The following is a 21,214-nucleotide window of genomic DNA, read 5'->3' as shown; positions in this document are numbered from 1 at the left end:
ACGATTGAACTCACAGCCCGGGGTTTCCCGCGGCCTCGACACTCGGGGCGGGCGGCGCCTCATGAGGGAAGTGGGTGGCTCCGAGGGCCGGCTCCAGGTCGAACAGCCACGCCGCCGTCTCGTCGTACTTGGCGAAGAACGGTCGACCGACCAGCTCCGGGTCGCGGGCTTGGATGAAGCGCAGCACGAAGACGCGTTCCCCGGCGACCTCGGTCACGCCGTCCACGCACACCTTGCCGGGTGTCGCCGACATGGACGGTCCGCGCACGGTTCGCGCCAGACCGGAGACCCGGGAGTAGGCCTCACGGAAGATCCGGTAGGCCTCGGCCAGCGGAACCGCGAAGTAGTCCTGCGGCCCAGTGTCGCGCTCCACGAACATGTAGTAGGGGACCATGCCACTGCGCACGTGCGTACGCCACATGCTCTCCCACACCGCCGGGTCATCGTTGATCGTGCGGATCAGGGGCGCCTGGGTGCGGATGACCGCGCCGGTGTCCCGTACCCGGGAGACGGCCTGCCGGGCCAAGTCCGGAACCATCTCGTTCGGGTGCGAGAAGTGCGCCATCAGCGCCAGGTTCTTGCCGGAGTCGACCACCCGCTCGAACAGGCGCATGGTCTCGTCGGCGTCCGGGTCGGTGACGAAACGTTGCGGCCAGTACGACAGCGCCTTGGTACCGATACGAATCGACTCCAGGGTGTCGATCTCCAACAGCGGCTCGACGTAGCGGGAGAGCACCCCCTCGCCCATGATCATCGGGTCGCCGCCGGTGATCAGCACACTGGTGACCTCTGGATGCCGCCCCAGGTAGTCCACGAGCTGGTCCACGTGGTCGCTGGCGAACTTGAGGTCGGGCTCACCCACGAACTGCGCCCAGCGGAAGCAGTAGGTGCAGTACGCGTGGCAGGTCTGGCCCTGTTTCGGGAAGAAGAGGACGGTCTCTTGGTACTTGTGCTGTGCCCCCGGCAGGGGTTCCTCGCCGTCCTTGGGGACGTTGAGGTCCATCTGGCCGGCGGGGTGGGGGTTGAGCCGGGCACGAATCTCGTTCGCGGCGGCGTCGAGCTCCTTCTTCGGTACTTCTTTGGTGAGCAGGTCCGCCATCCGTGCGACGTCGGTGGCGGGCAGCATGTCCGGCTGGGGGAAGGTCAGGCGATAGATGGGATCGTCGGGAGCCGAGGACCAGTCGATCAACTCGTCGATCACATAGGCGTTGACCCGAAACGGCAGCACTGATGCCACGGCACGGACCGCGAGGCGTTCGTCGGCCGCCAGACCGGCACGCTGGGTCAGTTCGTCCAGGTGCTTCGCGGTGTAGGCCCGAAAACGACGTCCCGCCGGAGGCATCGGCGGCACGGCCGCATCCTGTGTCAGGCTCACACGTCTCCTTTCGATTGTCGCGCACGCCGGTACGGGCCCTTGCGCGACGAATGTGTCTGACGGACGGGCCCCGTGGGGTCGTCCGTCCGACTCTCAACCTTCTGTTGTCGCCGGCGAAGCCAGCGACGCGACGGCGCGAAATCGCCGTAGGACAGCGATACCCACCCTGATCACTTTGTACCCGTAGCTCCCCTAACCGGGACAAGTGGCATGAATGACACCTCCCACACGGAGTGGTCCACCGTCCCTCGCGTGGACATGTCCGACACGTAGGGTTGTTCACGTCGAGTAACCAAGCGACGTCGGTAAGGACAGGGATGAGGCACGCGGAGTCCGGACACGGCGCACGACGCGCGGGCGGGGCTGACGCGACGGACGCGTGGGCGACGTCCCCTGTCATCGCCGTGGACGCGATGGGCGGCGACCACGCCCCCGGAGAGATCGTCCGGGGCGCCGTGGACGCGGTGCGCCGGCGGGGGATCCGTGTCGTTCTCGTGGGGCGCCGCGCGGAGGTGACGCCGCTGCTCCGCGAGGCGGGCGCGGAGCGGGACATCCCGGTGGTGCACGCGGAGGACGCACTGGCGATGGCCGAGGGCGCGCTCGCGAGCTGGCGCCGTCCCCGGTCCAGCGTCGCGGTCGCCTGCCGCCTGATCCGCACGGGCGCGGCGGAGGCCCTGGTGTCGGCCGGCTCCACCGGCGGCGTCGTGGCGACCTCGACGGTGCGCCTTCGCACCCTGCCCGGTGTGCTCCGCCCCGCCCTCGCGGTGGACCTGCCCACCCGCCCGCACCCCACCGTGCTCCTCGACGCCGGGGCGAACGCGGACGCCAAACCGGAGATGCTCGCCCAGTACGCCGGGCTGGGCGCCGCGTACGCCGCGACGGCGCACGGCGTCGACCCCGTCCGGGTGGGCCTGCTCACCATCGGGGCCGAGCCGGGCAAGGGCAACAAACTCACCCGCAAGGCCGCGGAACTCCTCGCCGCCCTGGCCTCCGAGACTCCGACCTTCGAGTATCGCGGCAACATCGAAGGCCACGACCTGTTCACCGGAGCGGTGGATGTCGCCGTCACGGACGGCTTCACCGGGAACGTCGCCCTGAAGTCGGTGGAGGGAACGGTCGCCTTCCTCTTCGGCCAGCTCCGGGACGCCTCCACGAACGGCTTGCGCAACCGCATCGGCGGTTGGCTCTCCCGCGGCGCGCTACGGGAAGTCCGAGACCGCCTGACCGGAGACAACGCCGCCGGCGGCGTCCTCCTCGGCCTGAACGGCACCGTCATCGTCGCCCACGGCGCCAGCCATGCCGAAGACATCGAACGCGCCTGCTCCCGCGCCGCCACCCTCGTCCGCGGCCAGATCGCCGACACCGTCCGCCGCAACGTCCCCACCGGACGCTCCGCGCTGCGCCCACCTCGAGGACAGCAGTAGCCAATGGTGACACCGCCGAGGCACCCACGCCCCCGGAGGTGACGCAGTCCTCGGCCCGCGGCCCGCGGACCGCCACAGAGCGATACTCGACACCACGAAGCCTCTCCCCTCGAGCGCGGCCCCCGATCCCCGTCTCACCGGCGGAGGTGTGGCGTACGGAGTTCCTCCCACCTGGGCCGAGGGGGCATCGCGCGGCAGCGGCCGACCAACTCGGATGTCCCGCGCGGACTCGCGCCACGTGGCCAATGCCGGTGGCAGGGCCCGGCCGCCAGCCTGGTGCTCTTGGGCGCGAACTTCGCGGGCCCCGCCGGGCGAGGGAGCGCGGTGGACGGCGATGACCTCGAAGTGGGGGGCAGGCCACGGTGACGGAACGTCGGACGCTCGTCGGGACGCGTCGTTCGAGGGCTGACCCGAGTGACGTCCTTGGATGTTCGTCACGCTTCGCATGCCGTGGACATCGGGTGCGCCGCCCCTCCGGTTGGGTGGCGGGGACAGTGGGCGGAGCGGGTGGGGCGTGGGTCGGCGGGGGTGCCGTCCGGGCTGATCCGGACACCTCTCGAGATCGATAGGCTCTCTGCCATGGCCGATCCGCAGTCCGTGCTCACACAGCGTGTCCAGTCCGCCCTCAGTGCCGCGTTCGGCCCGGAGTTCGCGGACGAGGACCCCGTCATTCGTCCGTCACAGTTCGCGGACTACCAGGCGAACGTGGCGCTTCCGCTCGCGAAGCGACTGGGCCGAAAGCCGCGCGACATCGCGGCGGCGATCGTGGAGCACCTGGACGTGGCCGACGTGTGCGGCGAGGTGGAGATCAGTGGGCCCGGGTTCCTGAACCTCACACTCTCCGACGCGTGGATCGCCGAGCGGGCCAGTGCCGTACGGTCCGACCCGCGCAGTGGCGTGGCCACACAGTCGCCGCAGGTCATCCCGATCGACTACTCCGCGCCGAACGTCGCCAAGGAGATGCACGTCGCGCACCTGCGCACGACCGTGGTCGGCGACGCGCTGGCCCGCACTCTGGAGTTCCTTGGGCACCGGGTGATCCGCCAGAACCACATCGGTGACTGGGGGACGCCCTTCGGGATGCTGATCGAGTATCTCCTACAGGTGGGTGCGGACTCGGCGGAGGCGGAGTTCCTCACCACCGACCCCAACGCCTTCTACCAGGCGGCACGGGCGGAGTTCGACTCGCGGGAGGACTTCGCGGCCCGTGCGCGCCAGCGGGTCGTGCTGCTCCAGGGAGGCGACGAGGAGACGCTGCGCATCTGGCGCGAACTCGTCGACCGTTCCAAGGTGTACTTCAACACGGTGTACGCGAAGCTCGGGGTGACGCTCACCGACGACGACCTGGCCGGCGAGAGCAAGTACAACGACATGCTCGGCCCGATCTGTGACGAGCTCGAGGACCGCGGTATCGCCATGGTCAGCGAGGGCGCGCTGTGTGTCTTCCTCGACGGCTACACCGGTCGTGAGGGCAAGCCGGTTCCGCTCATCATCCGCAAGAGCGACGGCGGGTACGGCTACGCCACGACCGACCTCGCCACGATCAAGTACCGCGTGGAGAACCTGAAGGCCGACCGCGTGGTCTACGTGATCGGAGCCCCGCAGTCGCTGCACCTGCGCATGGTGTTCGACACCGCCCGCGCCGCCGGATGGTTGCCGCCGGACGTCACCCCGATCCACGTGCAGATCGGCAACGTTCTCGGCGACGACGGGAAGATCATGCGTACGCGCCGCGGGCAGCCGCTGCGCCTGACGGCCCTGCTCGACGAGGCGGTCCAGCGGGCGGCCGGTGTCGTGGCCACGACCCGGCCCCACCTCGACGCGGAGACGCGGGACCGGATCGCGGCGGACGTCGGGGTCGGCGCGGTCAAGTACGCGGACCTCTCCGTCTCGCACGACTCCGAATACGTCTTCGACTTCGACCGGATGCTCGCGCTCACCGGCAACACCGGCCCCTACCTGCAGTACGCGGCGGTCCGGGTCCGGTCCATCTTCCGCAAGGGAGAGCTGAAGCCGGAGGACGCGACCGGACCGGTCACCATCACCGAGCCGGCGGAGCGGGCCCTGGCCCTCAAACTCCTGGAGTTCGGCCCGACGGTACGTCAGGTGGGCGACACACTGGAACCCCACCGGCTGTGCGCCTACCTCTTCGACCTGGCGACGGCGTTCTCGACGTTCTTCGAGGAGTGCCCGGTGCTGAAGGCCGGCGACGACACGGTCCGCGCCTCTCGTCTCGCCCTGTCCGCCGCGACGCTGGACGTCCTCGTCCGGGGCCTCGACCTGCTCGGTGTGAACACCCCCGAACAGATGTGACGCCCGCGTGGGGGTGCCTGGGACCGTGTCCGGGCACCCCCACGGAGTCACCGCCCCACCAGGTTCCCCACCCCCTGGTTCCCCGGCTCCGCGCTCCCCGGTTCGTTCCTTCGCGCCGCCGTGCGCTCGCACTTCGTCGGTTTTCCACAGCCCGCCGGCGGATGCGGCGATCCTCACAATCCTTCCGTGGTGCGACTACGCACCGTGCACGCGACATGTCTGGTACGCGAACTTCCAGCCCCGCGCGGGTCGGCCTTCGCGACCAACGATCCAGTCACTGTGCGTGACCGCGCTCGCGCGACGAAGGGCGGCATTCGTCGCAATACCTTCCCGACCAGCTCTTTTAGGCGAACTGTCGGGGTAATACTCGGATGGAGGAATGGCAGGAAGCTGAGCTGAGGCGACCGGAGGAGCCGCATGACCTCGAACGTTCCGGGCGACGGTGACCAACCGCCCCTCACGCCGGGGGTCTGGCACTTGGACCCACTGCACTCCAGCATCATCTTCGTCGCGAAGTACCTGCGCTACGGGCGCGTACAGGGAACCATCGGGCAGGCGCGTGGCGTGGTCGTGGTCGGCTCGGAGCTGGCGGAGTCGTCGGTCGAGGTGGTGCTGCGGGCCGCCAGCGTCAACACAGGGGTCGGTCCGCGGGACGACCATCTGCGCTCGGCCGACTTCCTCGACGTCGAGACACACCCGGAGCTGCGTTTCGTCAGCACCGCGATCGAGCCGGGCCGGCGGGGAACGGAGTCCTTCGTCCTACGCGGGGACCTGTCCCTGCACGGCGTCACCCGCGAGGTCGCACTCTCGGGAGCCTGGGTGGGCGAGTCACCGGACTACATCCATCCCGACACGATCTTCGGACACTTCCTCACGGCGACGACGCGGATCCGCCTGTCGGACTTCGGTGTCGGGGACGGCGGCCCAGGGCCGCTGGGCGTGCGCATGGTGGGCGACGAGATCGACATCGTGCTCGAGGTCCGCCTGCAGGACGCCGACCCCGCGGAGTTCCTCCGGGAGATCGGCGCTCTTGAGGGCTGGGAGCCGTCACTCCAGGTCGACGAGGACCGGGGCGTGGTCTGAGGCGCCCTTGCCCTTGCGTTCCTCCCGGTCGATCCGCGCCTCCGTCACCATGGCGGCGAAGGCGGGCGAGCCGAGGACGAAGTCGATCCGCATCCCCATGCGTTTGGGGAAGGACAGTTGCTTGTAGTCCCAGTAGGTGTACACACCCGGACCGGGGGTGTGGGGCCGCACGACGTCGGTGAACCCCGCTCCCTCGAGTGCGTTGAAGGCCGCGCGCTCCGGCTCGGTGACGTGGGTCTTGCCCTCGAAGGCGGCCATGTCCCACACGTCGTCGTCTTGCGGCGCGATGTTGAAGTCGCCGCACAGCGCGACCGGTGGCGCGTCGTCGGCGGCGATCCAGGACGTCCCGGCGGTCCGCAGGGCCTCGAGCCACCGCAGCTTGTACTGGTAGTGCGGGTCGTCGATCTCGCGGCCGTTCGGGATGTACAGGCTCCACACCCGCACCCCGCCGCAGGTCGCGCCGATGGCGCGGGCCTCCGACTCGGGCGGATCCCCCCACCCCGGCTGGTCCGGAAACCCGATCTCCACCTGTTCCAGGCCGACCCTGGACGCTACCGCGACGCCGTTCCACTGCGACAGGCCGTGATGCGCGACCTCGTAGCCCAGGTCCGTGAAGACCGACATGGGGAATTGGTCATCTCGACACTTGGTCTCCTGCATGGCCACAACGTCGACATCGCTGCGTTCCAACCAGGCGGATATCCGCTCGGACCGAGCTCGGACACTGTTGACATTCCACGTCGCCAATCGCACAGGGCCAGGCTAACCCCCCGTGGTGACGATCGTGTGGTCAGACCGGCCGACCGGGTGAGAACGAACGATGGTCCTTGGCGCAGCCGTCCTCTGCGCCAAGGACCCAACGCGGCTTCGTGAGGGAGTCAGTCACAGCCCCTTCGTCGCCGCCTACCTTCTTAGATGGCTGGGCACGCCATCTGGTTCACGCGACTTGGCGCCAACATGGCGACGGATCGAATTCATCGGCCTCCGGGGGCACGACCGTCGCATGTGACACACTCCCCGCTGTTCTTCGGACTCACCCAGTGAATTCCCAGCGGGTACCATGCTGTGTCCCAGGCTGTGCGGTTTTCATGGCGATGGTCAGCTTTGGCGGAACCGATGGTGCGAAGTCGGGGGTCGGAGACACCCCCCGGGTTGGTGGTCTCGGGTCGCCGGTGTGGAGCTGAGCGTCTCAGATACCGCGCCCGGATGTTCTTGTCCGGTCCGTCCGGGCGCGCGTTCTTCGATTCGGGCCCCCGTGGCGTTGTTCCGGGGGTCACCGGATCTCCTCCACGTGCGCGGAGCGGCTCCCGCTTGTCGCCTTTCGCCCGACTGACTGTGCCGCACTTCGGCAGTCAGGGCATGATGGAACGGTCAGGGTCGTCCACCCCCACGACGTAGTTGAGTGAGTTCCTATGCCCGACCCCGCGACGCAGCCGCACATTCTCGTCGTCGACGACGAGCCCAACATCCGTGACCTCGTGCAGGCCGCCCTGCGATTCCACGGCTTCACCGTGGTGACCGCTCGGACCGGTAACGAGGGGCTCGCGCTGGCTCGGACCGAACGCCCCGACCTCATCGTCCTGGACGTGCTGCTACCCGACGTGAACGGCTTCGACGTCTGCCGTCAGCTCCGTGACGCCCAGAACAACGTGCCGGTCATCTACCTGACCGCGCGCGACACCCCCTCCGACACGGTGACGGGGTTGTCCCTGGGCGGCGACGACTACGTGACCAAGCCGTTCTCGGTGGAGGCCCTGATCGCGCGGATCCGGGCGCTGCTGCGGCGCTCGCAGCGCGGCGACGGGGATCCCAAGGAGGGTCCGGTGGACCGCCCGCTGCGGGTGAGCGACCTGGAGCTCAACGAGAGCACGTGGACGGTCCGCCGCGGTGGCACGCCGATCGAGTTATCCCCCACAGAGTTCCGGCTGCTGTCCTACCTGATGAGCAACGCCGGCCGCGTCCTCACCCGGGCCCAGCTCCTGGAGAACGTCTGGGGGTGGGACTACGCGGGACAGTCCCAGATCGTGGAGACCTACATCAGTTACCTGCGCCGCAAGCTGGACCCCCTGGGCCCGCCGCTGATCCACACCCAACGTGGTGTGGGGTACGCGCTGCGGGCGAAGGACGACGAACGCTGATGTTCCCCGGCGGGTCCCTCGCCACCCGACTCCTGATCGGACTGCTCGTCATCACGGGACTCGGGCTACTGGTCAGTGGGGTCGTCAGTTTCCTCACGCTCCGAGGCTTCATCACCGATCGGCTGGACAGCGAGGTCGAGTTCACGGCCGAGCGGGCCCAGACGCGGATGGAGGTGGGGACGCCGCCGGCGGGGCAAGAGGCGCCCAGCCCGTCTCGGTACTTCGTTGTGGTCCTCGACCCGGAGGACGGCGAGGTTCTGCACTACTGGGGGGACACGCCGCGCGAGGACGTCGTGCTTGAGCGTATCGACGACATCGCGGTTGAGACGCTGCGCTCCTTCGGGATCACCCAGGAGATCTTCGACCTGGAGGGCGTCACGGACACGGTTCCCTCCCAACGGGCCACTGTGCGACTCAGTCCCGACTGGATCATGGTGAGCGGCGTCCCGACCGACGAGCGCGAGATATATCCGATGCGGCTGGTCAGCAGTCAGCTCATCACGGCTGGGGTCCTCGTCCTCGGGCTCGCGTTGGGCGGCCGCTGGCTCATGGTGCGCGGCCTCGCCCCCCTGGACCGGATGGCCACGCGAGCCAGTGAGATCAGCAGTGGCCCCGACCTGGGCGCCCGGATGCCCCAGACCAACTCACGCACCGAGGTCGGTCGGCTGGGGCTCGCCATCAACACCATGCTGGGACGGATCGAGGAGGCGTTCCAGCGGCAGCGCGAGTCGGAGGAGAGGATCCGAACCTTCGCCGCCGACGCCTCGCACGAGCTACGCACACCTCTCACCACGATCCGGGGCTACGCGGAGCTCTACGGACAGGGCGCGATTCCCGACCGTGAGCTCCCCGGCGCGATGGGACGCATCCACGACGAGGCCGAGCGGATGAGCCAGCTCGTGGCGGAGCTACTCGAACTCGCGCGACTGGACCGGGGAGAGGTCCTCACGCTGTCCATCCGCGACCTCGCCGACATCACCCGGGAGATGGCCGCCGACGCCGAGGCGGTCGAGCCGGACCGACCGTTCACGGTCGCCACACCAGATCGGCTCAGTTGGTGGATCGATGAGGCACGGTTCCGCCAGGTTCTCGCGAACCTGCTCGCCAACGTGCGGGAACACACTCCCGCCGGCACGCCGGCCACCATCCGTCTGGAGGAGGACGAGGAAGCGGGTGTGGTTCGGCTGGAGGTCGAGGACGACGGCCCTGGGATGAGCCTCGACGACCAGCACCGGGCCTTCGATCGCTTCTACAGAGGCCAACGCGCCCCTGGCGGAGGCAGCGGCCTGGGGCTCGCCATCGTCCACGCCATCGCCGTCGCCCACGGTGGAGAAGTCCTGATCGACTCCGCGCCCAACGGTGGCACGACGGTCCAGGTCTCCTTCCCCGCGAGCGTCGTTCCCAGTAAACGGTGACTGGGACGACGCCACGACCAGGACTCCCGCCCCGCTGGGCACAGCACGCCGGTGCTCGGCGCCCGCCTATCCGGACCGCGGCTGGGTAGGTTGTGGTCAACGCCACATATCTGCGAGGTGACCATGACCGCCATGCACGGCGCCACGAGCGGAGTGGACGAGCGGGAGGCCCGGCGGGTCGCCGAGTCCGCACGGGAGACGGAATGGCGTCAGCCGAGCTTCGGCAAGGAGCTGTACCTGGGCCGCCTCCGTATGGACCTGATCCACCCCTACCCCGTCCCGTCCCCGGACGCGCGCGACCGCGGGGACGCCTTCCTCGACCGGCTCCGCAGGTTCTGCCGCGACGTGGACGCCCAGCGGATCGAGCACGACGAACGCGTCCCCGACGCCACCCTCCGGGAACTCAAGGAACTCGGGGCACTCGGGATGAAGATCCCGGTGGAGTACGGAGGTTTGGGGCTCGGACAGGTCTACTACAACAAGGCACTCGTCCTCCTCGGTTCGGCCTCACCGGCCCTGTCCGCCCTGGTGTCAGCACACCAGTCCATCGGCGTTCCCCAACCGTTGATGATGTTCGGGACCCCGGAGCAGAAGAGCCGCTACCTTCCCCGTTGCGCCTCATCCGACATCAGCGCGTTCCTCCTGACCGAACCCGACGTCGGCAGCGACCCCGCGCGGCTCGGCACCACCGCTGTTCCCACCGAGGACGGCGCGGCCTACGTGCTGGACGGTGTGAAGCTCTGGACGACGAACGGTGTGGTGGCCGATCTGCTGGTGGTGATGGCGCGGGTCCCGGAGAGCCCCGGACATCCAGGCGGTATCTCCGCGTTCGTCGTCGAGGCCGAATCCGCCGGCATCACGGTGGAGAACCGCAACCGCTTCATGGGGTTGCGGGGCCTGGAGAACGGGGTCACGCGGTTCCACAACGTCCGGGTTCCCGCGGAGAACCTCATCGGGCGCGAAGGCCGCGGTCTGAAGATCGCGCTGGCGACACTCAACACGGGGCGGCTGTCCCTGCCTGCAATGTGCGTCGGCGCGGCCAAGCTGTGCACGAAGTACGCCAAGGAGTGGGGGCGGGAACGCGTCCAGTGGGGACGCCCCATCGGGGAGCACGAGGAGGGCGCGAAGAAGATCGCCTTCATCACGGCGAGCACCTACGCCCTGGAGGCGATGCTCGACCTCGCTGGACAGATGGCGGACGACGGGCATCACGACATCCGGATCGAGGCCGCGATCGCGAAGCTGTACGCCTCGGAGTTGGCGTACGAGGTCGCCGACGAACTGGTCCAACTGCGTGGCGGTCGAGGCTACGAGACCGCCGACTCCCTCGTGGCACGCGGAGAGCGCGGCGTGCCGGCCGAGCAGCTCCTCCGGGACCTGCGGATCAACCGGATCTTCGAGGGTTCCACCGAGATCATGCACCTGCTCGTCGCCCGGGAAGCGGTCGACGCCCACCTTTCCGTCGCCGGCGACATCATCTCCCCGGACACCGACCGCTCCGCGAAGGCCCGAGCGGTCGCCGAGGCGGGGAAGTTCTACGCGCGGTGGCTGCCCACCCTCGCCGTCGGCCAGGGGCAGCTCCCCACCGGGTTCACGGAGTTCGGCCCGCTGGCCGGCCACCTGCGATTCGTGGAACGTTCCGCCCGGCGCCTCGCCCGGTCGACGTTCTACGCGATGACCCGCTGGCAGGGCGCCCTCGAGCACCGGCAGGCCTTCCTCGGCCGAGTGGTGGACATCGGCGCCGAACTGTTCGCGATCAGCGCCGTGTGCTCCCGTGCGCTGAGGGACGGGACAGCCGACCCCAGCCGGGCGCGAAGCGCCTACGAACTCGCCGACGCGTTCGCCCACCAGGCCCGCGCCCGCGTCGACACGTTGTTCACAGCCCTGTGGACGAACAGCGACGAGACCGACCGCAAACTGTCACACCGCGCCATGGACGACCACTATGACTGGCTGGAGGACGGAACGGTGGACCCCAGTGTCCCCGGCCCGGCCATCGCCCCCGCCGACCCCGGCCCCACGGCATCCGCCGACGTCCACCGCAGGATCGACTAGCTCGTCACGAACCGCGCTCCGCACGGTGGCCCCCGCACCGGAGCTCCCACCCGTGGAGGTGACGAGCCCCGGCCGATGTGACGGCCGGGGGCGGGCTAGGGGTCGATGATGATCATCACGACCATGAAGAGGACGAAGAGAGCCACCAGCCCCAGGTGGATGCCGTTGGAGATCCACGCGTAGCGCGTGAACCGCGCCATCTCGTTCGGTTCGTTGTCCTTCGACAGGGCGATCGCGGCGAAGACCACGGCGACGAGGTTGGTCGCACAGCACATGAAGCTGCCGATACCGATGATCAGCGCCCAGATCGTGCTCGTGCGGTCCGGAGGCTCTGGATAGGACGGAGGGGTGCCCCACTGGCCACCGTAGCCACCACCGAAACCAGCGTCCCCGGCGTAGCCGCCCCCACCGGGGTAGCCGGCGGAGTCGTAGTAGCTGCCGCCGGGGCCGTCGGGTGGGGCGGCCTGCCACCCGGGGTTGTTCTGCCAGTATCCGTTGGGATCTGGGTACTGATTGCTCATGGGAATGCTCGTCTCATGTCGCGGCGGGCATTACCGAACGACGTGTCGGGTCTCGAGCGTACCGCCACGCTCGGACACGGAGACGGCACGAATCCGTGTAGTTCGGCACTTCGGTCGCTCAGTACGGGATAACGGACTGGCCGATGACGGGCAGCCCGAAGTAGGCGAGCGCACCAACCAACACAACCATCACGACGAGCATCACCAGCCCCGCGCCCAGGCAGTACCAGGAGTAGCGCGCGAGGAGTTCCGCCCGCGCCAGGCGTCCCTGCTCGCGGTTCATCGCCGAACGTACGGCGAAGACGATGCCCAACGGTCCGAAGATCCAGTTCGCGCAGCACACAAAGGTGAGCAGGTGCAGGATCAGCACCATGAACGAACTCGTGCCCTCGCCGTTCGGAGCGCCGCCACGACGCTCTGGGGGGTCACTCCGTGCGGATTCGACCGGCATCGGACGTCCTTGTCGTACTAGGGGAATTCCAACCTACTGTGACGACGTGATCTTCCGGCAGTATTGGCACTATGAAGCAGGGTGTCGATCAACTGCTGTACGAGTATCTGGCCTCGGTGACCGCCGAGACCCAACAGCACATGCCCCCGCAACGGCGCACCCGGTACATCCAGGAGGTGCGTGAGCGGATCGAGAAGCGGCGTGCGGAGCTCGGCGTCGCCTCGGCCGACGAGATGCGGCGGGTCTTGGACGAGTTCGGATCGGCGGAGCAGCTCGTGGCGCGGGATCTCGGTCTCGCCGAGCCCGTCGAGGCCACGGAGACCCGACCCCCGCCTCCGGCGAACGGCCGTCGCCCACTCGGGGTACTGTCCCGGCCGGTGAACCTGAGGCGGGCGCCTCCACCCTGGCGAGGAGGACCGCGCCGCACTCGGCTCCACCAGCGGCCCGTCAAGAGCCCCAAGCGCCAGAGCCCGCCGGAAGGGTTCGAACCGCGGGAGGGCATTCTCGGGCGCATGTCGCCCGGGGTCGTCTTCGTCCGCTGTGCGCACGGCGTACGGAAGTCCCCGACGTCGGCCGCCGCGGCCTTCTTCTACCTGATCTCGGCGATCATCTTTCCGTTGACGGTCTTCTGGCCGCTCGCCGCGGCCCAGGTGGCCTTCGGGGGGTTCTGGAAGCGGATGGACCGGTGGGTGGCACTCGGCGTGCCGCTCGCGACGACGGTCGTGGGTATGGCACTGTGGCCCGGCGAAGCCCCGTACCTGGACACGATCATCCAGGAGTCGTTCCTCGCGACCGGAGTCTGGGGCCTACGCGCCGGTGCGTTCGTCTGCGCGTTCTACCTGTTCGTTCGGATGGCGCGGATCGTCACCGACATCCGGGTCGACGCCGGCCACTTCCCCGTCACGGGTGACACGCCGTTCAGGTCAGCGACAGGTAAATTCGCGGACAAATCCGCTTAACCCCCGCTCGTTGGTCCCCCAATCACCGCGAGTCCGGGCATAAACCTGGGAGAGGTATCCGCCCAGCGTGCTCCGCCTCGTGGGGTGGAAGAGCTTCTCGTGGCCGTCACAAGGGCGTGGCGGGGCGAGAGCTACGCCGACCGCCACCGACGCACCCGTCCGTGCTTTCCGCAACCGGGGGCGGTCAAGGGGAAGGCCCGGAGGGCGCGCTTCGGGCCTTCGCCGTCGTTCTCCCGCTCCGTCGGTTCCCTCCCGACTCTCCCCGTCCAGGACGATTCGTGGTCCCCATGTCACCCACCGGCACGAGTTGCGACCCCGATCGGTCCCGCCATCGAACCCATCCGAAAATGGGACCGGAGTGACGTCTCCGGAGTGGCGACTGTTCCCGGCGTCGGCGGTGCCGGAGACCTCGGTGAGCGGGGAATTACAGGGTGGTAGACGCACCGCCGATGGGGCTAGCCTCGAGTTGTTCCCATGGGAAGATGGGAGTGGCGGCGCCAGGCGACCCCCATCCTCGGGGGCACCGGGCTCCGCCACAGGTCCGACTCGAACGACGATGGGGTCTCACGTGCCCACCGGCAAGGTCAAGTGGTACGACAGCGACAAGGGATTCGGCTTCCTCACCAACGACGACGGCGGTGAGGTGTTCGTGCATTCCTCGGCCCTTCCTCCCGACACCGCGGGGCTACGTTCCGGCCAACGCGTGGAGTTCGGTGTGGTGGAAGGCCGTAAGGGTGCCCAGGCGCTCCAGGTGAAGCTGCTCGACGCACCGAAGTCGGTCGCCAAGGCGATGCGCAAGAAACCGGACGAGATGGTGGTCCTGGTCGAGGACCTGATCAAGCTTCTCGACGGGATCTCCGGCACCTACCGTCGGGGTAAGCATCCGGACCGCCGTGAGGCACAGAAGATCGCCGCTGTTCTGCGGGCCGTCGCCGAAGACGTGGAGGCGTGACGCGTTTCACGTGTTCAACGCAGTCCTCGGTATCGCTGAGAATAGGTATGTGAGTCCTTCACGTCGCAGACCAGCAGCCGATCCCGCCTGTGTTGAGGCGGTCGATCTCGCCCGTGCTGCGGCACTGGACATCGGCCGACCCGAGTGGGTCGGTGAGCACGTCGGTGCCGAAGTTGAGGGTGACCGTTTGGTGACCCATTTGTTCACCTGCCTGGACCCCGCGTACCCAGGGTGGCGGTTCGCCGTCACCGTGGTTCGGGCGGCGCGCGCCAAACAGGTGACGGTCAACGAGGTCGCCCTGCTCCCCGGCCCCGGCGCCCGCTTGGCCCCAGACTGGTTGCCCTGGAAAGAGCGACTGCGTCCCGGGGACGTCGGCGTCGGCGACCTGCTTCCCGCCGGAGCCGACGACGAACGCCTGATGCCGGCCTACACCGACGTCGCCGACGACCAGACCACCGAGCTGGACGACCAGCTCGTGTGGGAGATCGGTCTTGGCCGTAAGCGTGTGCTGTCGGAGCACGGGCGCGAGGTGACCGCCGACCGGTGGTACGAGAGCGAGGCGGGTCCACACAGCCCGCTCGCCAACGCCGCACCCGCCAGATGCTCGTCGTGCGCGTTCTTCTGGCCACTCTCCGGCGAGTTCCGCCAGCTCTTCGGCGCCTGCACCAACGAGTACGCACCGGACGACGGCAAGGTCGTCACCCTCGACCACGGCTGCGGCGCCCACTCCGAAGCCGCCGCTCCCACCCCACCGGATGAGCCGGCCTCCCCCATCGTCGACGAACTCGGCTACGACGCCGTGACCTTCGACGACACCGGGGGCCTGGAACTCGTCTCCTCCACCAGCGGCGATTCCTGACCGTCACCCGGGTGGACTGGACCCCACTCTGGCGGGGTGGGGTGCACCCCCACCTGATGGATGCGCGGAAACCCCGATGGGGGGATGGTGGGGCGTGGGCGGCCTCGGCCTCACCGGGTGACGCGGAAGAAGCCTTCGGCGATGAGCCCCCGGAGGGTGGCGGGGGTGCGGCGGCGGACGTCGGCGGGATCGTTGTCGGAGAGTTCCGCGATGGCGTCCAGGAGGGGACCGACGGGCATGGTTCCGTCGGAGACACTCGCGAGTGCCGCCTCGACGGTGCCCACCTGGGCGGCGCGGCGGAGTTGTGAGTTCTGTCGCAGCAGGATGCGTTCGGGGTCGGGCGATCCCGGCACGGTGACCCGCTCCTCCATGACCCCCGGGGCGAGGGCGAGACGTGCCGCGAGCAGGGCCTCGTCGGTGAGCCGGTGCGCGGTCATGGCCCCGTCGACGACCGCCGGCAGGTAGGGGCCGATGGGGGTCTCGATCTCGTGCGACAGCTCCTCGACACGAACGGTGGCGTCCGCGGCGGAGTCCTTGCGTAGGGAGATCCAACCGAAGCCGATGCCCTGCACACCCTCACGTTCGAAGTAGTCCAGCCAGGCGTCGTAACGGCGAGTGTACTCCGGGGTTCCCAACTCGCAGGAATCACGGAGCCACAGCTCGACGTACTCCGCCGGGTCCTGGACCCCCCGCTGCACGACCCATCCGGAGCACCCCGTCCCGGCGACCCAGCCGCCGACCCGGTCGCGCCAGTCCTCACCGTCGATGTGGAGCCAGTTGCCGAGAAGCTGGCACCAGCCGCCGTCCTTGAGATGCGTGGGGGCCTGACGCACGATCTCGCCGCAGACGGCGTCGCCGGGCAGGTCGGACTCACGGTAGGTGTACCGCGCGGTGTCAGGGGTGATGACGAAGGGCGGGTTCGAGACGATCAGGTCGAAGCGTTCGTCGCGCACCGGTTCGTAGAGCGATCCCTCCCGGGTCTCCACGTTCTTCACCGCGCACAGCGCGAAGCTCCATTCCGCGAGCCACAGCGCTCGCCGGTTCACGTCGGTCGCGTACACCTCACCCGCACGTCCGGCGAGGTGGAGCGACTGGATGCCGCAGCCGGTGCCGAGGTCGAGGGCACGCTCCACGGGGCTGGTCACGACGAGCGACTCCAGCGTGGCCGACGCGTTCCCCGCACCCACCACGTGGTCGGGGCGAAGAACACCGTCTCCGGGCCGCACCGCGGGGTCGGAGACGACGTAGCCGGGCCGTTCCGTCAACTGCTGGGGGGTGATCCGCACCAGTGACCGGACGGACTCACCGTTGTCGGACTCCGCCTCCATGAGGAGTCCCGCACTGACCAGTGCCTCCACCGGCAGTATGGAGCGCAGCCGCCGGACGGGGACCGGCTCGTTCAGCCACCAGAGCCGCAGCAGCAGGCCCAGGCGTTCCTCGCCGCCGGTGGCGCGCAGGGCGGGGACGAGCTCCTCACGGGCGAGCGCGCGGGCGGCGGTGTCGCCCAGACGGTCCCGCACCCCGGACACGGTGTAGTCGGACTCGATGAGCGCGTCACGCACGCGTTCGGCGGTGCCGCGTGGGACGGCCGGGAATTGGTGTGACACGCAGCCATTATGGGGGCGTGGGTGGACCGGGCGCGCGCCCGGGCGGGTCACTGGCCGGATTCGGCAGTGTCCGGGTCCCGCTCTTCCGCCTGTCGCTCGGCCGCGGCGGCACGTCTGCGGTGCAGGTGCGGGATGTAGAGGAAGGCGACGAGCCCCAGGAGCAGCCCCACAGCGCACACCCAGATCCACCACCGGTCCTCCGGCGCGATCGAGTCGCGGAACACGACGAGCAGCACGAGCGCGACAGCCCAGCCCAAGGAGCCGACCACCGCGGGGATGCGGTAGTCGCCCTCCAACACCTCAGGGTCTGGTTTACGGGGTCGCGCCACGGTTTCAGGCTAGCCGATTCGGCGTGGCCTGCTGGAATCTCGCGTATGCCGTTCGGGGGAAATACTCCGCCAGCCAAAATCGTTAGCAAGAGTAATGAGCTATGCTAACGAGTCCGATGTACCAGCAGACCAAATCCGACGCCGGCCTCGCCGCGGTACTCCGAATCGCGGTGAGCCGACTCGCGCGTCGACTCAGACAGCAGCGGACGGACACATCGCTGTCCCTGGGACAGGGCGCCACCCTGTTCACCCTCGACCGGCACGGCCCCCTGACGCCGGGCCAGCTCGCGACGCTGGAAAAGGTCCAGCCTCCCTCCATGACCCGGATCATCGCGGCGTTGGAGTCGAAGGACCTGATCCGCAGAACGCCGCATCCGAACGACGGTCGCCAGCAGTTGGTGGAGCTCACGGACGCGGGCACGGAGCTCGTGCGGCACGATCGGCGCCGACGCGAGGCGTGGCTGGCGCGCAGGCTCCAGGAGCTGACCCCCGAGGAGAAGGAGACGCTACGCCGCGCCGCCCAGATCCTGGACCGGCTCAGCCAGTCGTGACGACGATGGCCGGCGTCACCGTGCCGGCCGCCCCCGAGGTGACTGACCCCGATCCGTCCTCCCCGACGGATGCCACCGCCCCCCGGGACGCGCTTCCTCGGACCGAACCTCCCGAGGCCGCCCCCGAAAGCGAGGCTCCGAGCGGCCGGACCAACCCCGCCGCCGGCGACGCCGCACCTCCCGAGGACACCGCGAGCCCGGCCTCCGCTGTCGAGGACGAACCCCGACGCCGGGGGCCCGCGATGTTCCGCTCCCTGGCGGTGCGCAACTACCGCCTCTTCGCCATGGGGCAGGTGGTGTCCAACACCGGCACGTGGATGCAGCGCATCGCCCAGGACTGGCTGGTCCTGCAACTCAGCGGCGGAAGCGGCATCGCACTGGGGATCACCACCGCCGCGCAGTTCCTGCCGATGCTCGTCCTCGGGCTGTGGGGCGGCGCGCTGGTGGACCGATTAGACAAGCGCCGGCTGTTGATCGTGACGCAGGCCAGCATGGGCGTTCTCGCGCTGGGCCTGGGGATCCTCGCCACCACCGGCGCCGCCCAGGTGTGGCACGTGTACCTGTTCGCGCTCGCCCTCGGTGTCGTCACCGTGGTCGACAATCCCGCGCGCCAGACCTTCGTCATCGAGATGGTCGGCAAGCGCGACCTTCCCAACGCGATCGCCCTGAACGGGGCGAGTTTCCAGTTGGGCCGGGTCACCGGCCCCGCGGTCGCCGGACTGTTGATCGGCGTGATCGGCAGCGGCCCCGTCTTCCTGGTCAACGCACTGTCGTTCGGCGCGGTCCTCGGCGGCCTGTTCATGATGCGGACGCACGAACTTCACCCCACCGAACACGCGGAGAAGGGCAAGGGCCAGATCCGCGCCGGGCTACGCTACATCGCCGGCCGGCCGGACATCATACTGCTGTTGGCGATGACCGCGTTCCTGTCCCTGTTCGGGACGAACATCCAGAACCAGATCGCGTTGATGACGAACAACGTGTTCGAGGCGGGAGCGAGCGCGTTCGGCCTCGCCGGGACCGCGATCGCGGTCGGATCCTTGGCGGGTGCCCTCATCGCGGCACGTCGGGAGCGTCCTCGGCTGCGCCTGCTGGTGCTCGCCGCGTTCGCGTTCTCGCTGCTCCAGGTCGTGACCGCGCTGACCCCGGGCTACACCTCCTTCCTGGTCGCCCTGGTTCCGATGGGCATCGCCTTCCTGACCTACACCACCACAATGAACGCCACCCTCCAGCTCACCGTCGACCCCACGATGCGGGGCCGAGTGATGAGTCTCTACCTGTTGTTCTTCCTGGGCATGGCTCCGTTGGGCGCCCCGATCGTGGGATGGCTCGCCGACACCTTCGATCCCCGGGTGAGTCTCGCGGTCGGCGGGACGGTCGGCATGGTGGTCACCGTGCTCACGGCTGTCCTGCTCATGCGAAAACTCAAGGTCCGAGCGGCGTTCCGCTGGCACGGCCGGCCCCGGCTGACGCTCACCCGGAAGAGTCTCGCTGAGGAAGAATGAGGGTGTGCGTCTCTTCCTCGCCATCGACCCGCCGGAGTCCGCCCTCGAGGAGGCGGAGCGCGTCGTCGCGCCGGTACGGCGCCGTCTCCCGGCGTTGCGCTGGTCAGCGGCCGATACGCACCACCTCACCCTCGCCTTCCTGGGCCAGGTGGCCGAGGCGCGTCTCCCCGCCGTGGAGCGCGCCGTCGAGCGGTCGCTCCCGGACGCCACACCCGCGCGCCTGCGCCTGGCCGGCGCGGGCACGTTCCCCCAGGGGCGCACCCACGCGCGGGTGCTGTGGCTCGGCATCGGCGGCGATCTCGCTCCGCTGCACGACGTCCAGGCACGCCTCACCGAGCACCTGGTGGACGCCGGGCTCCCCCTCCAGCCACGCCGGTACGTCCCGCACCTCACCCTCGCCCGCTGCCCACGACCCACCAACCTCGACGACGCACGCGACGAACTGGCGGGGTTCGTGGGTGAGCCGTGGCACGCGTCGCAGGTCGTGCTGTACCACAGCACCCCCCGGACAACCCCCCGTTACCACGGTGTCGCCAGATGGGACCTACCCTGAGGGGGACGGCGACCGGGCCTTGGGGCCCCAGGCCAAGAACAGGGACGCGATGCTCACCAACTACCGGAAACAGCGATGGCTGTTGCCCGCTCTCCTGGGCGGGATCATGCTCATCGTCGTGCTCGGCGCACTGTTCGGCTGACGGGGCCAGCGGCGTCGAGAAGCCGTCACCCGGAGTTGGAGTCCGCGGGGACTCGACGGGCGGCCGTCCGTTCCACCGCGGCGCGGACCAGCTCGGCGTTGTCGTGCGCCTCGTTTCCGTCCGGTCCGAACAGGGTGTCCTCCAAGCCGATCCGAATGTCGTGCCCCGCGGCGATCGCGTCGTCCAGGAGGGGCCACGCCGTCTGGTCCCGGCCGTGCAGTGTGCGGGGCGGCTCCGGGAGCCGCCGGTCCAGCACCGCGTCGATCTGGGCGACCGTTGAGCGCGCCTTCCCGACGTCGGCCTCGGTGGGCGCCACCGCGATCCGCTCCACCTCGATGCCGGTGACCGCCAGCAGCCGCGCCCCCATGACCGACGTCACCACGGCCTCGATCGGCACCCGGCGGTCATGGAGCAGCCGCGCCACCTCGATCCCTCCGGGCTCCGAGAGGTTGACGGTCGCGCTGTCGGGCAGCGCCGCCCAGCGGCCGACGAGGTCGAAGCGCCGCCACGCGTCGGGCTGCGCCGCCAACGACGTGGTCACACTGATCATCGCCCCGGGGATCGCGGCACGGAGTTCGCGCAGCACGGGGGTGAGGACCTGCGGCTCCAGCGCCTGCTCCGCGTGTCCGTCCCGCGGGTGGACGTGGACGCAGGTCGCCCCGGCGTCCACGGCCGCACGGGCGTCGGCGACGATCTGGTCCGGTGAGATCGGGAGAGCCGGATGCGCTCCGGGCCGGCGGTTCCCGTTCAGGCAAGCGACTGTCCTCATCCCGCGTTCCTCCGCCTGGCTCGTGGCCCACTGGGCGCTCCGCTCGGTCGGTTCGACTAGAGCATGCCCGTGGGGCGCGGGTGGCACTCTGGCCGCGTTGTGCCGATGCGGTGCACTGTCCGGGGTCCCGCTCTCCTGAGTCCGTATCCGTACCGATCACACGGGGTTCCACCGCGCCGCGCACCCGTCCCTGTCCCCGACACGGGAATGGGA

At 69.2% G+C, this 21,214-nt stretch carries 21 protein-coding genes; 13 read left to right on the top strand and 8 right to left on the bottom strand.

What is annotated here, in order from left to right:
- Window positions 1-10: 10 nt before the first annotated feature.
- Window positions 11-1,342: a KamA family radical SAM protein gene (locus J4H86_RS17540; RefSeq protein ID WP_236544077.1), complete on the bottom strand. Its 1,332-nt coding sequence runs from the start codon at window positions 1,340-1,342 to the stop codon at window positions 11-13.
- 350 nt (window positions 1,343-1,692) lie between these two features.
- Between J4H86_RS17540 and plsX the strand changes: the two genes are divergently transcribed.
- The 3 genes from plsX to J4H86_RS17525 all read left to right on the top strand — a co-directional run bounded on the left by plsX (window position 1,693) and on the right by J4H86_RS17525 (window position 6,195).
- Complete coding sequence (gene plsX / locus J4H86_RS17535) at window positions 1,693-2,799, top strand: phosphate acyltransferase PlsX (RefSeq protein WP_269134479.1); 1,107 nt, start codon at window positions 1,693-1,695, stop codon at window positions 2,797-2,799.
- A gap of 579 nt (window positions 2,800-3,378) precedes the next feature.
- Window positions 3,379-5,112 carry an arginine--tRNA ligase gene (argS, locus tag J4H86_RS17530; protein ID WP_236538862.1) on the top strand — a complete coding sequence of 578 codons (1,734 nt, stop codon included), beginning with the start codon at window positions 3,379-3,381 and terminating at the stop codon, window positions 5,110-5,112.
- A gap of 417 nt (window positions 5,113-5,529) precedes the next feature.
- Window positions 5,530-6,195 carry a YceI family protein gene (locus J4H86_RS17525; protein ID WP_236538861.1) on the top strand — a complete coding sequence of 222 codons (666 nt, stop codon included), beginning with the start codon at window positions 5,530-5,532 and terminating at the stop codon, window positions 6,193-6,195.
- On the opposite strand, the gene J4H86_RS17520 is transcribed toward J4H86_RS17525, so the two are convergent.
- On the bottom strand, window positions 6,160-6,948 hold the full coding sequence (locus J4H86_RS17520) for an exodeoxyribonuclease III (RefSeq protein WP_236538860.1): 789 nt from the start codon (window positions 6,946-6,948) through the stop codon (window positions 6,160-6,162). The two genes, J4H86_RS17525 and J4H86_RS17520, sit on opposite strands and share 36 nt — an antisense overlap.
- 659 nt (window positions 6,949-7,607) lie before the next feature.
- On the opposite strand from J4H86_RS17520, the gene J4H86_RS17515 reads away from it, so the two are divergent.
- From J4H86_RS17515 to J4H86_RS17505, 3 genes are all read left to right on the top strand, one after another.
- Window positions 7,608-8,333: a response regulator transcription factor gene (locus J4H86_RS17515; protein ID WP_236538859.1), complete on the top strand. Its 726-nt coding sequence runs from the start codon at window positions 7,608-7,610 to the stop codon at window positions 8,331-8,333.
- On the top strand, window positions 8,333-9,748 hold the full coding sequence (locus J4H86_RS17510; protein WP_236538858.1) for a sensor histidine kinase: 1,416 nt from the start codon (window positions 8,333-8,335) through the stop codon (window positions 9,746-9,748). The genes J4H86_RS17515 and J4H86_RS17510 overlap by 1 nt, the downstream gene beginning before the upstream one ends.
- A 123-nt stretch (window positions 9,749-9,871) precedes the next feature.
- Window positions 9,872-11,803 carry an acyl-CoA dehydrogenase family protein gene (locus J4H86_RS17505; protein WP_236538857.1) on the top strand — a complete coding sequence of 644 codons (1,932 nt, stop codon included), beginning with the start codon at window positions 9,872-9,874 and terminating at the stop codon, window positions 11,801-11,803.
- 95 nt (window positions 11,804-11,898) lie between these two features.
- On the opposite strand, the gene J4H86_RS17500 is transcribed toward J4H86_RS17505, so the two are convergent.
- A complete protein-coding gene (locus J4H86_RS17500; protein WP_236538856.1) occupies window positions 11,899-12,324 on the bottom strand; it encodes a hypothetical protein in 426 nt (141 codons plus the stop codon).
- Window positions 12,325-12,442: 118 nt separating this feature from the next.
- The gene (locus J4H86_RS17495; RefSeq protein WP_236538855.1) at window positions 12,443-12,775 is read right to left on the bottom strand and encodes a CD225/dispanin family protein; all 333 of its coding nucleotides are present in this window, start codon (window positions 12,773-12,775) and stop codon (window positions 12,443-12,445) included.
- 71 nt (window positions 12,776-12,846) lie between these two features.
- Between J4H86_RS17495 and J4H86_RS17490 the strand changes: the two genes are divergently transcribed.
- Window positions 12,847-13,734 (top strand): HAAS signaling domain-containing protein, encoded by an 888-nt coding sequence (locus tag J4H86_RS17490; protein WP_236538854.1) that lies wholly within the window; start codon window positions 12,847-12,849, stop codon window positions 13,732-13,734.
- A 568-nt stretch (window positions 13,735-14,302) separates the two neighbouring features.
- Window positions 14,303-14,686 (top strand): cold-shock protein, encoded by a 384-nt coding sequence (locus tag J4H86_RS17485; RefSeq protein ID WP_236538853.1) that lies wholly within the window; start codon window positions 14,303-14,305, stop codon window positions 14,684-14,686.
- A 58-nt stretch (window positions 14,687-14,744) separates the two neighbouring features.
- On the opposite strand, the gene J4H86_RS17480 is transcribed toward J4H86_RS17485, so the two are convergent.
- Window positions 14,745-14,885, bottom strand: coding sequence for a hypothetical protein (locus tag J4H86_RS17480; protein WP_236538851.1), 141 nt, complete (start codon window positions 14,883-14,885; stop codon window positions 14,745-14,747).
- Between J4H86_RS17480 and J4H86_RS17475 the strand changes: the two genes are divergently transcribed.
- A complete protein-coding gene (locus J4H86_RS17475; protein WP_236538849.1) occupies window positions 14,877-15,545 on the top strand; it encodes a DUF3027 domain-containing protein in 669 nt (222 codons plus the stop codon). The genes J4H86_RS17480 and J4H86_RS17475 overlap by 9 nt on opposite strands.
- 110 nt (window positions 15,546-15,655) lie before the next feature.
- Here J4H86_RS17475 and J4H86_RS17470 read toward each other — a convergent pair whose 3' ends face one another.
- On the bottom strand, window positions 15,656-17,152 hold the full coding sequence (locus tag J4H86_RS17470; RefSeq protein WP_394356392.1) for a DUF7059 domain-containing protein: 1,497 nt from the start codon (window positions 17,150-17,152) through the stop codon (window positions 15,656-15,658).
- Window positions 17,153-17,199: 47 nt separating this feature from the next.
- Window positions 17,200-17,481, bottom strand: coding sequence for a DUF2530 domain-containing protein (locus J4H86_RS17465; protein WP_236538848.1), 282 nt, complete (start codon window positions 17,479-17,481; stop codon window positions 17,200-17,202).
- A 116-nt stretch (window positions 17,482-17,597) separates the two neighbouring features.
- Between J4H86_RS17465 and J4H86_RS17460 the strand changes: the two genes are divergently transcribed.
- The 4 genes from J4H86_RS17460 to J4H86_RS17445 all read left to right on the top strand — a co-directional run bounded on the left by J4H86_RS17460 (window position 17,598) and on the right by J4H86_RS17445 (window position 20,232).
- Window positions 17,598-18,032 (top strand): MarR family winged helix-turn-helix transcriptional regulator, encoded by a 435-nt coding sequence (locus J4H86_RS17460; RefSeq protein WP_236538847.1) that lies wholly within the window; start codon window positions 17,598-17,600, stop codon window positions 18,030-18,032.
- A gap of 242 nt (window positions 18,033-18,274) precedes the next feature.
- Window positions 18,275-19,537, top strand: a complete 1,263-nt coding sequence (locus J4H86_RS17455) for an MFS transporter (RefSeq protein ID WP_236544074.1) — start codon at window positions 18,275-18,277, stop codon at window positions 19,535-19,537.
- Between the two features lie 4 nt (window positions 19,538-19,541).
- Window positions 19,542-20,090 (top strand): RNA 2',3'-cyclic phosphodiesterase, encoded by a 549-nt coding sequence (gene thpR / locus J4H86_RS17450; protein ID WP_236538846.1) that lies wholly within the window; start codon window positions 19,542-19,544, stop codon window positions 20,088-20,090.
- On the top strand, window positions 20,065-20,232 hold the full coding sequence (locus tag J4H86_RS17445; protein ID WP_236544203.1) for a hypothetical protein: 168 nt from the start codon (window positions 20,065-20,067) through the stop codon (window positions 20,230-20,232). The genes thpR and J4H86_RS17445 overlap by 26 nt, the downstream gene beginning before the upstream one ends.
- Before the next feature lie 25 nt (window positions 20,233-20,257).
- Here J4H86_RS17445 and J4H86_RS17440 read toward each other — a convergent pair whose 3' ends face one another.
- The gene (locus tag J4H86_RS17440) at window positions 20,258-21,001 is read right to left on the bottom strand and encodes a 3-keto-5-aminohexanoate cleavage protein (protein WP_236538845.1); all 744 of its coding nucleotides are present in this window, start codon (window positions 20,999-21,001) and stop codon (window positions 20,258-20,260) included.
- Window positions 21,002-21,214: the final 213 nt, after the last annotated feature.

The sequence above is a fragment of the Spiractinospora alimapuensis genome, from assembly GCF_018437505.1.
In the GTDB taxonomy this organism is placed as follows: domain Bacteria; phylum Actinomycetota; class Actinomycetes; order Streptosporangiales; family Streptosporangiaceae; genus Spiractinospora; species Spiractinospora alimapuensis.
The sequence above is the reverse complement of the archived record's forward strand: the minus strand, read 5'-3'. Positions and strand labels throughout refer to the sequence as shown.

Bases quoted from the DNA above. Each gene is read 5' to 3' on its own strand.
- J4H86_RS17525 (WP_236538861.1), top strand. From the start codon at position 5,530: ATGACCTCGAACGTTCCGGGCGACGGTGACCAACCGCCCCTCACGCCG.
- plsX (WP_269134479.1), top strand. From the start codon at position 1,693: ATGAGGCACGCGGAGTCCGGACACGGCGCACGACGCGCGGGCGGGGCT.
- J4H86_RS17480 (WP_236538851.1), bottom strand. From the start codon at position 14,885: ATGGGTCACCAAACGGTCACCCTCAACTTCGGCACCGACGTGCTCACC.
- J4H86_RS17490 (WP_236538854.1), top strand. From the start codon at position 12,847: ATGAAGCAGGGTGTCGATCAACTGCTGTACGAGTATCTGGCCTCGGTG.
- J4H86_RS17540 (WP_236544077.1), bottom strand. From the start codon at position 1,342: ATGCCTCCGGCGGGACGTCGTTTTCGGGCCTACACCGCGAAGCACCTG.
- J4H86_RS17515 (WP_236538859.1), top strand. From the start codon at position 7,608: ATGCCCGACCCCGCGACGCAGCCGCACATTCTCGTCGTCGACGACGAG.
- J4H86_RS17510 (WP_236538858.1), top strand. From the start codon at position 8,333: ATGTTCCCCGGCGGGTCCCTCGCCACCCGACTCCTGATCGGACTGCTC.
- J4H86_RS17455 (WP_236544074.1), top strand. From the start codon at position 18,275: ATGTTCCGCTCCCTGGCGGTGCGCAACTACCGCCTCTTCGCCATGGGG.
- J4H86_RS17495 (WP_236538855.1), bottom strand. From the start codon at position 12,775: ATGCCGGTCGAATCCGCACGGAGTGACCCCCCAGAGCGTCGTGGCGGC.
- J4H86_RS17500 (WP_236538856.1), bottom strand. From the start codon at position 12,324: ATGAGCAATCAGTACCCAGATCCCAACGGATACTGGCAGAACAACCCC.
- J4H86_RS17440 (WP_236538845.1), bottom strand. From the start codon at position 21,001: ATGAGGACAGTCGCTTGCCTGAACGGGAACCGCCGGCCCGGAGCGCAT.
- argS (WP_236538862.1), top strand. From the start codon at position 3,379: ATGGCCGATCCGCAGTCCGTGCTCACACAGCGTGTCCAGTCCGCCCTC.
- J4H86_RS17460 (WP_236538847.1), top strand. From the start codon at position 17,598: ATGTACCAGCAGACCAAATCCGACGCCGGCCTCGCCGCGGTACTCCGA.
- J4H86_RS17505 (WP_236538857.1), top strand. From the start codon at position 9,872: ATGACCGCCATGCACGGCGCCACGAGCGGAGTGGACGAGCGGGAGGCC.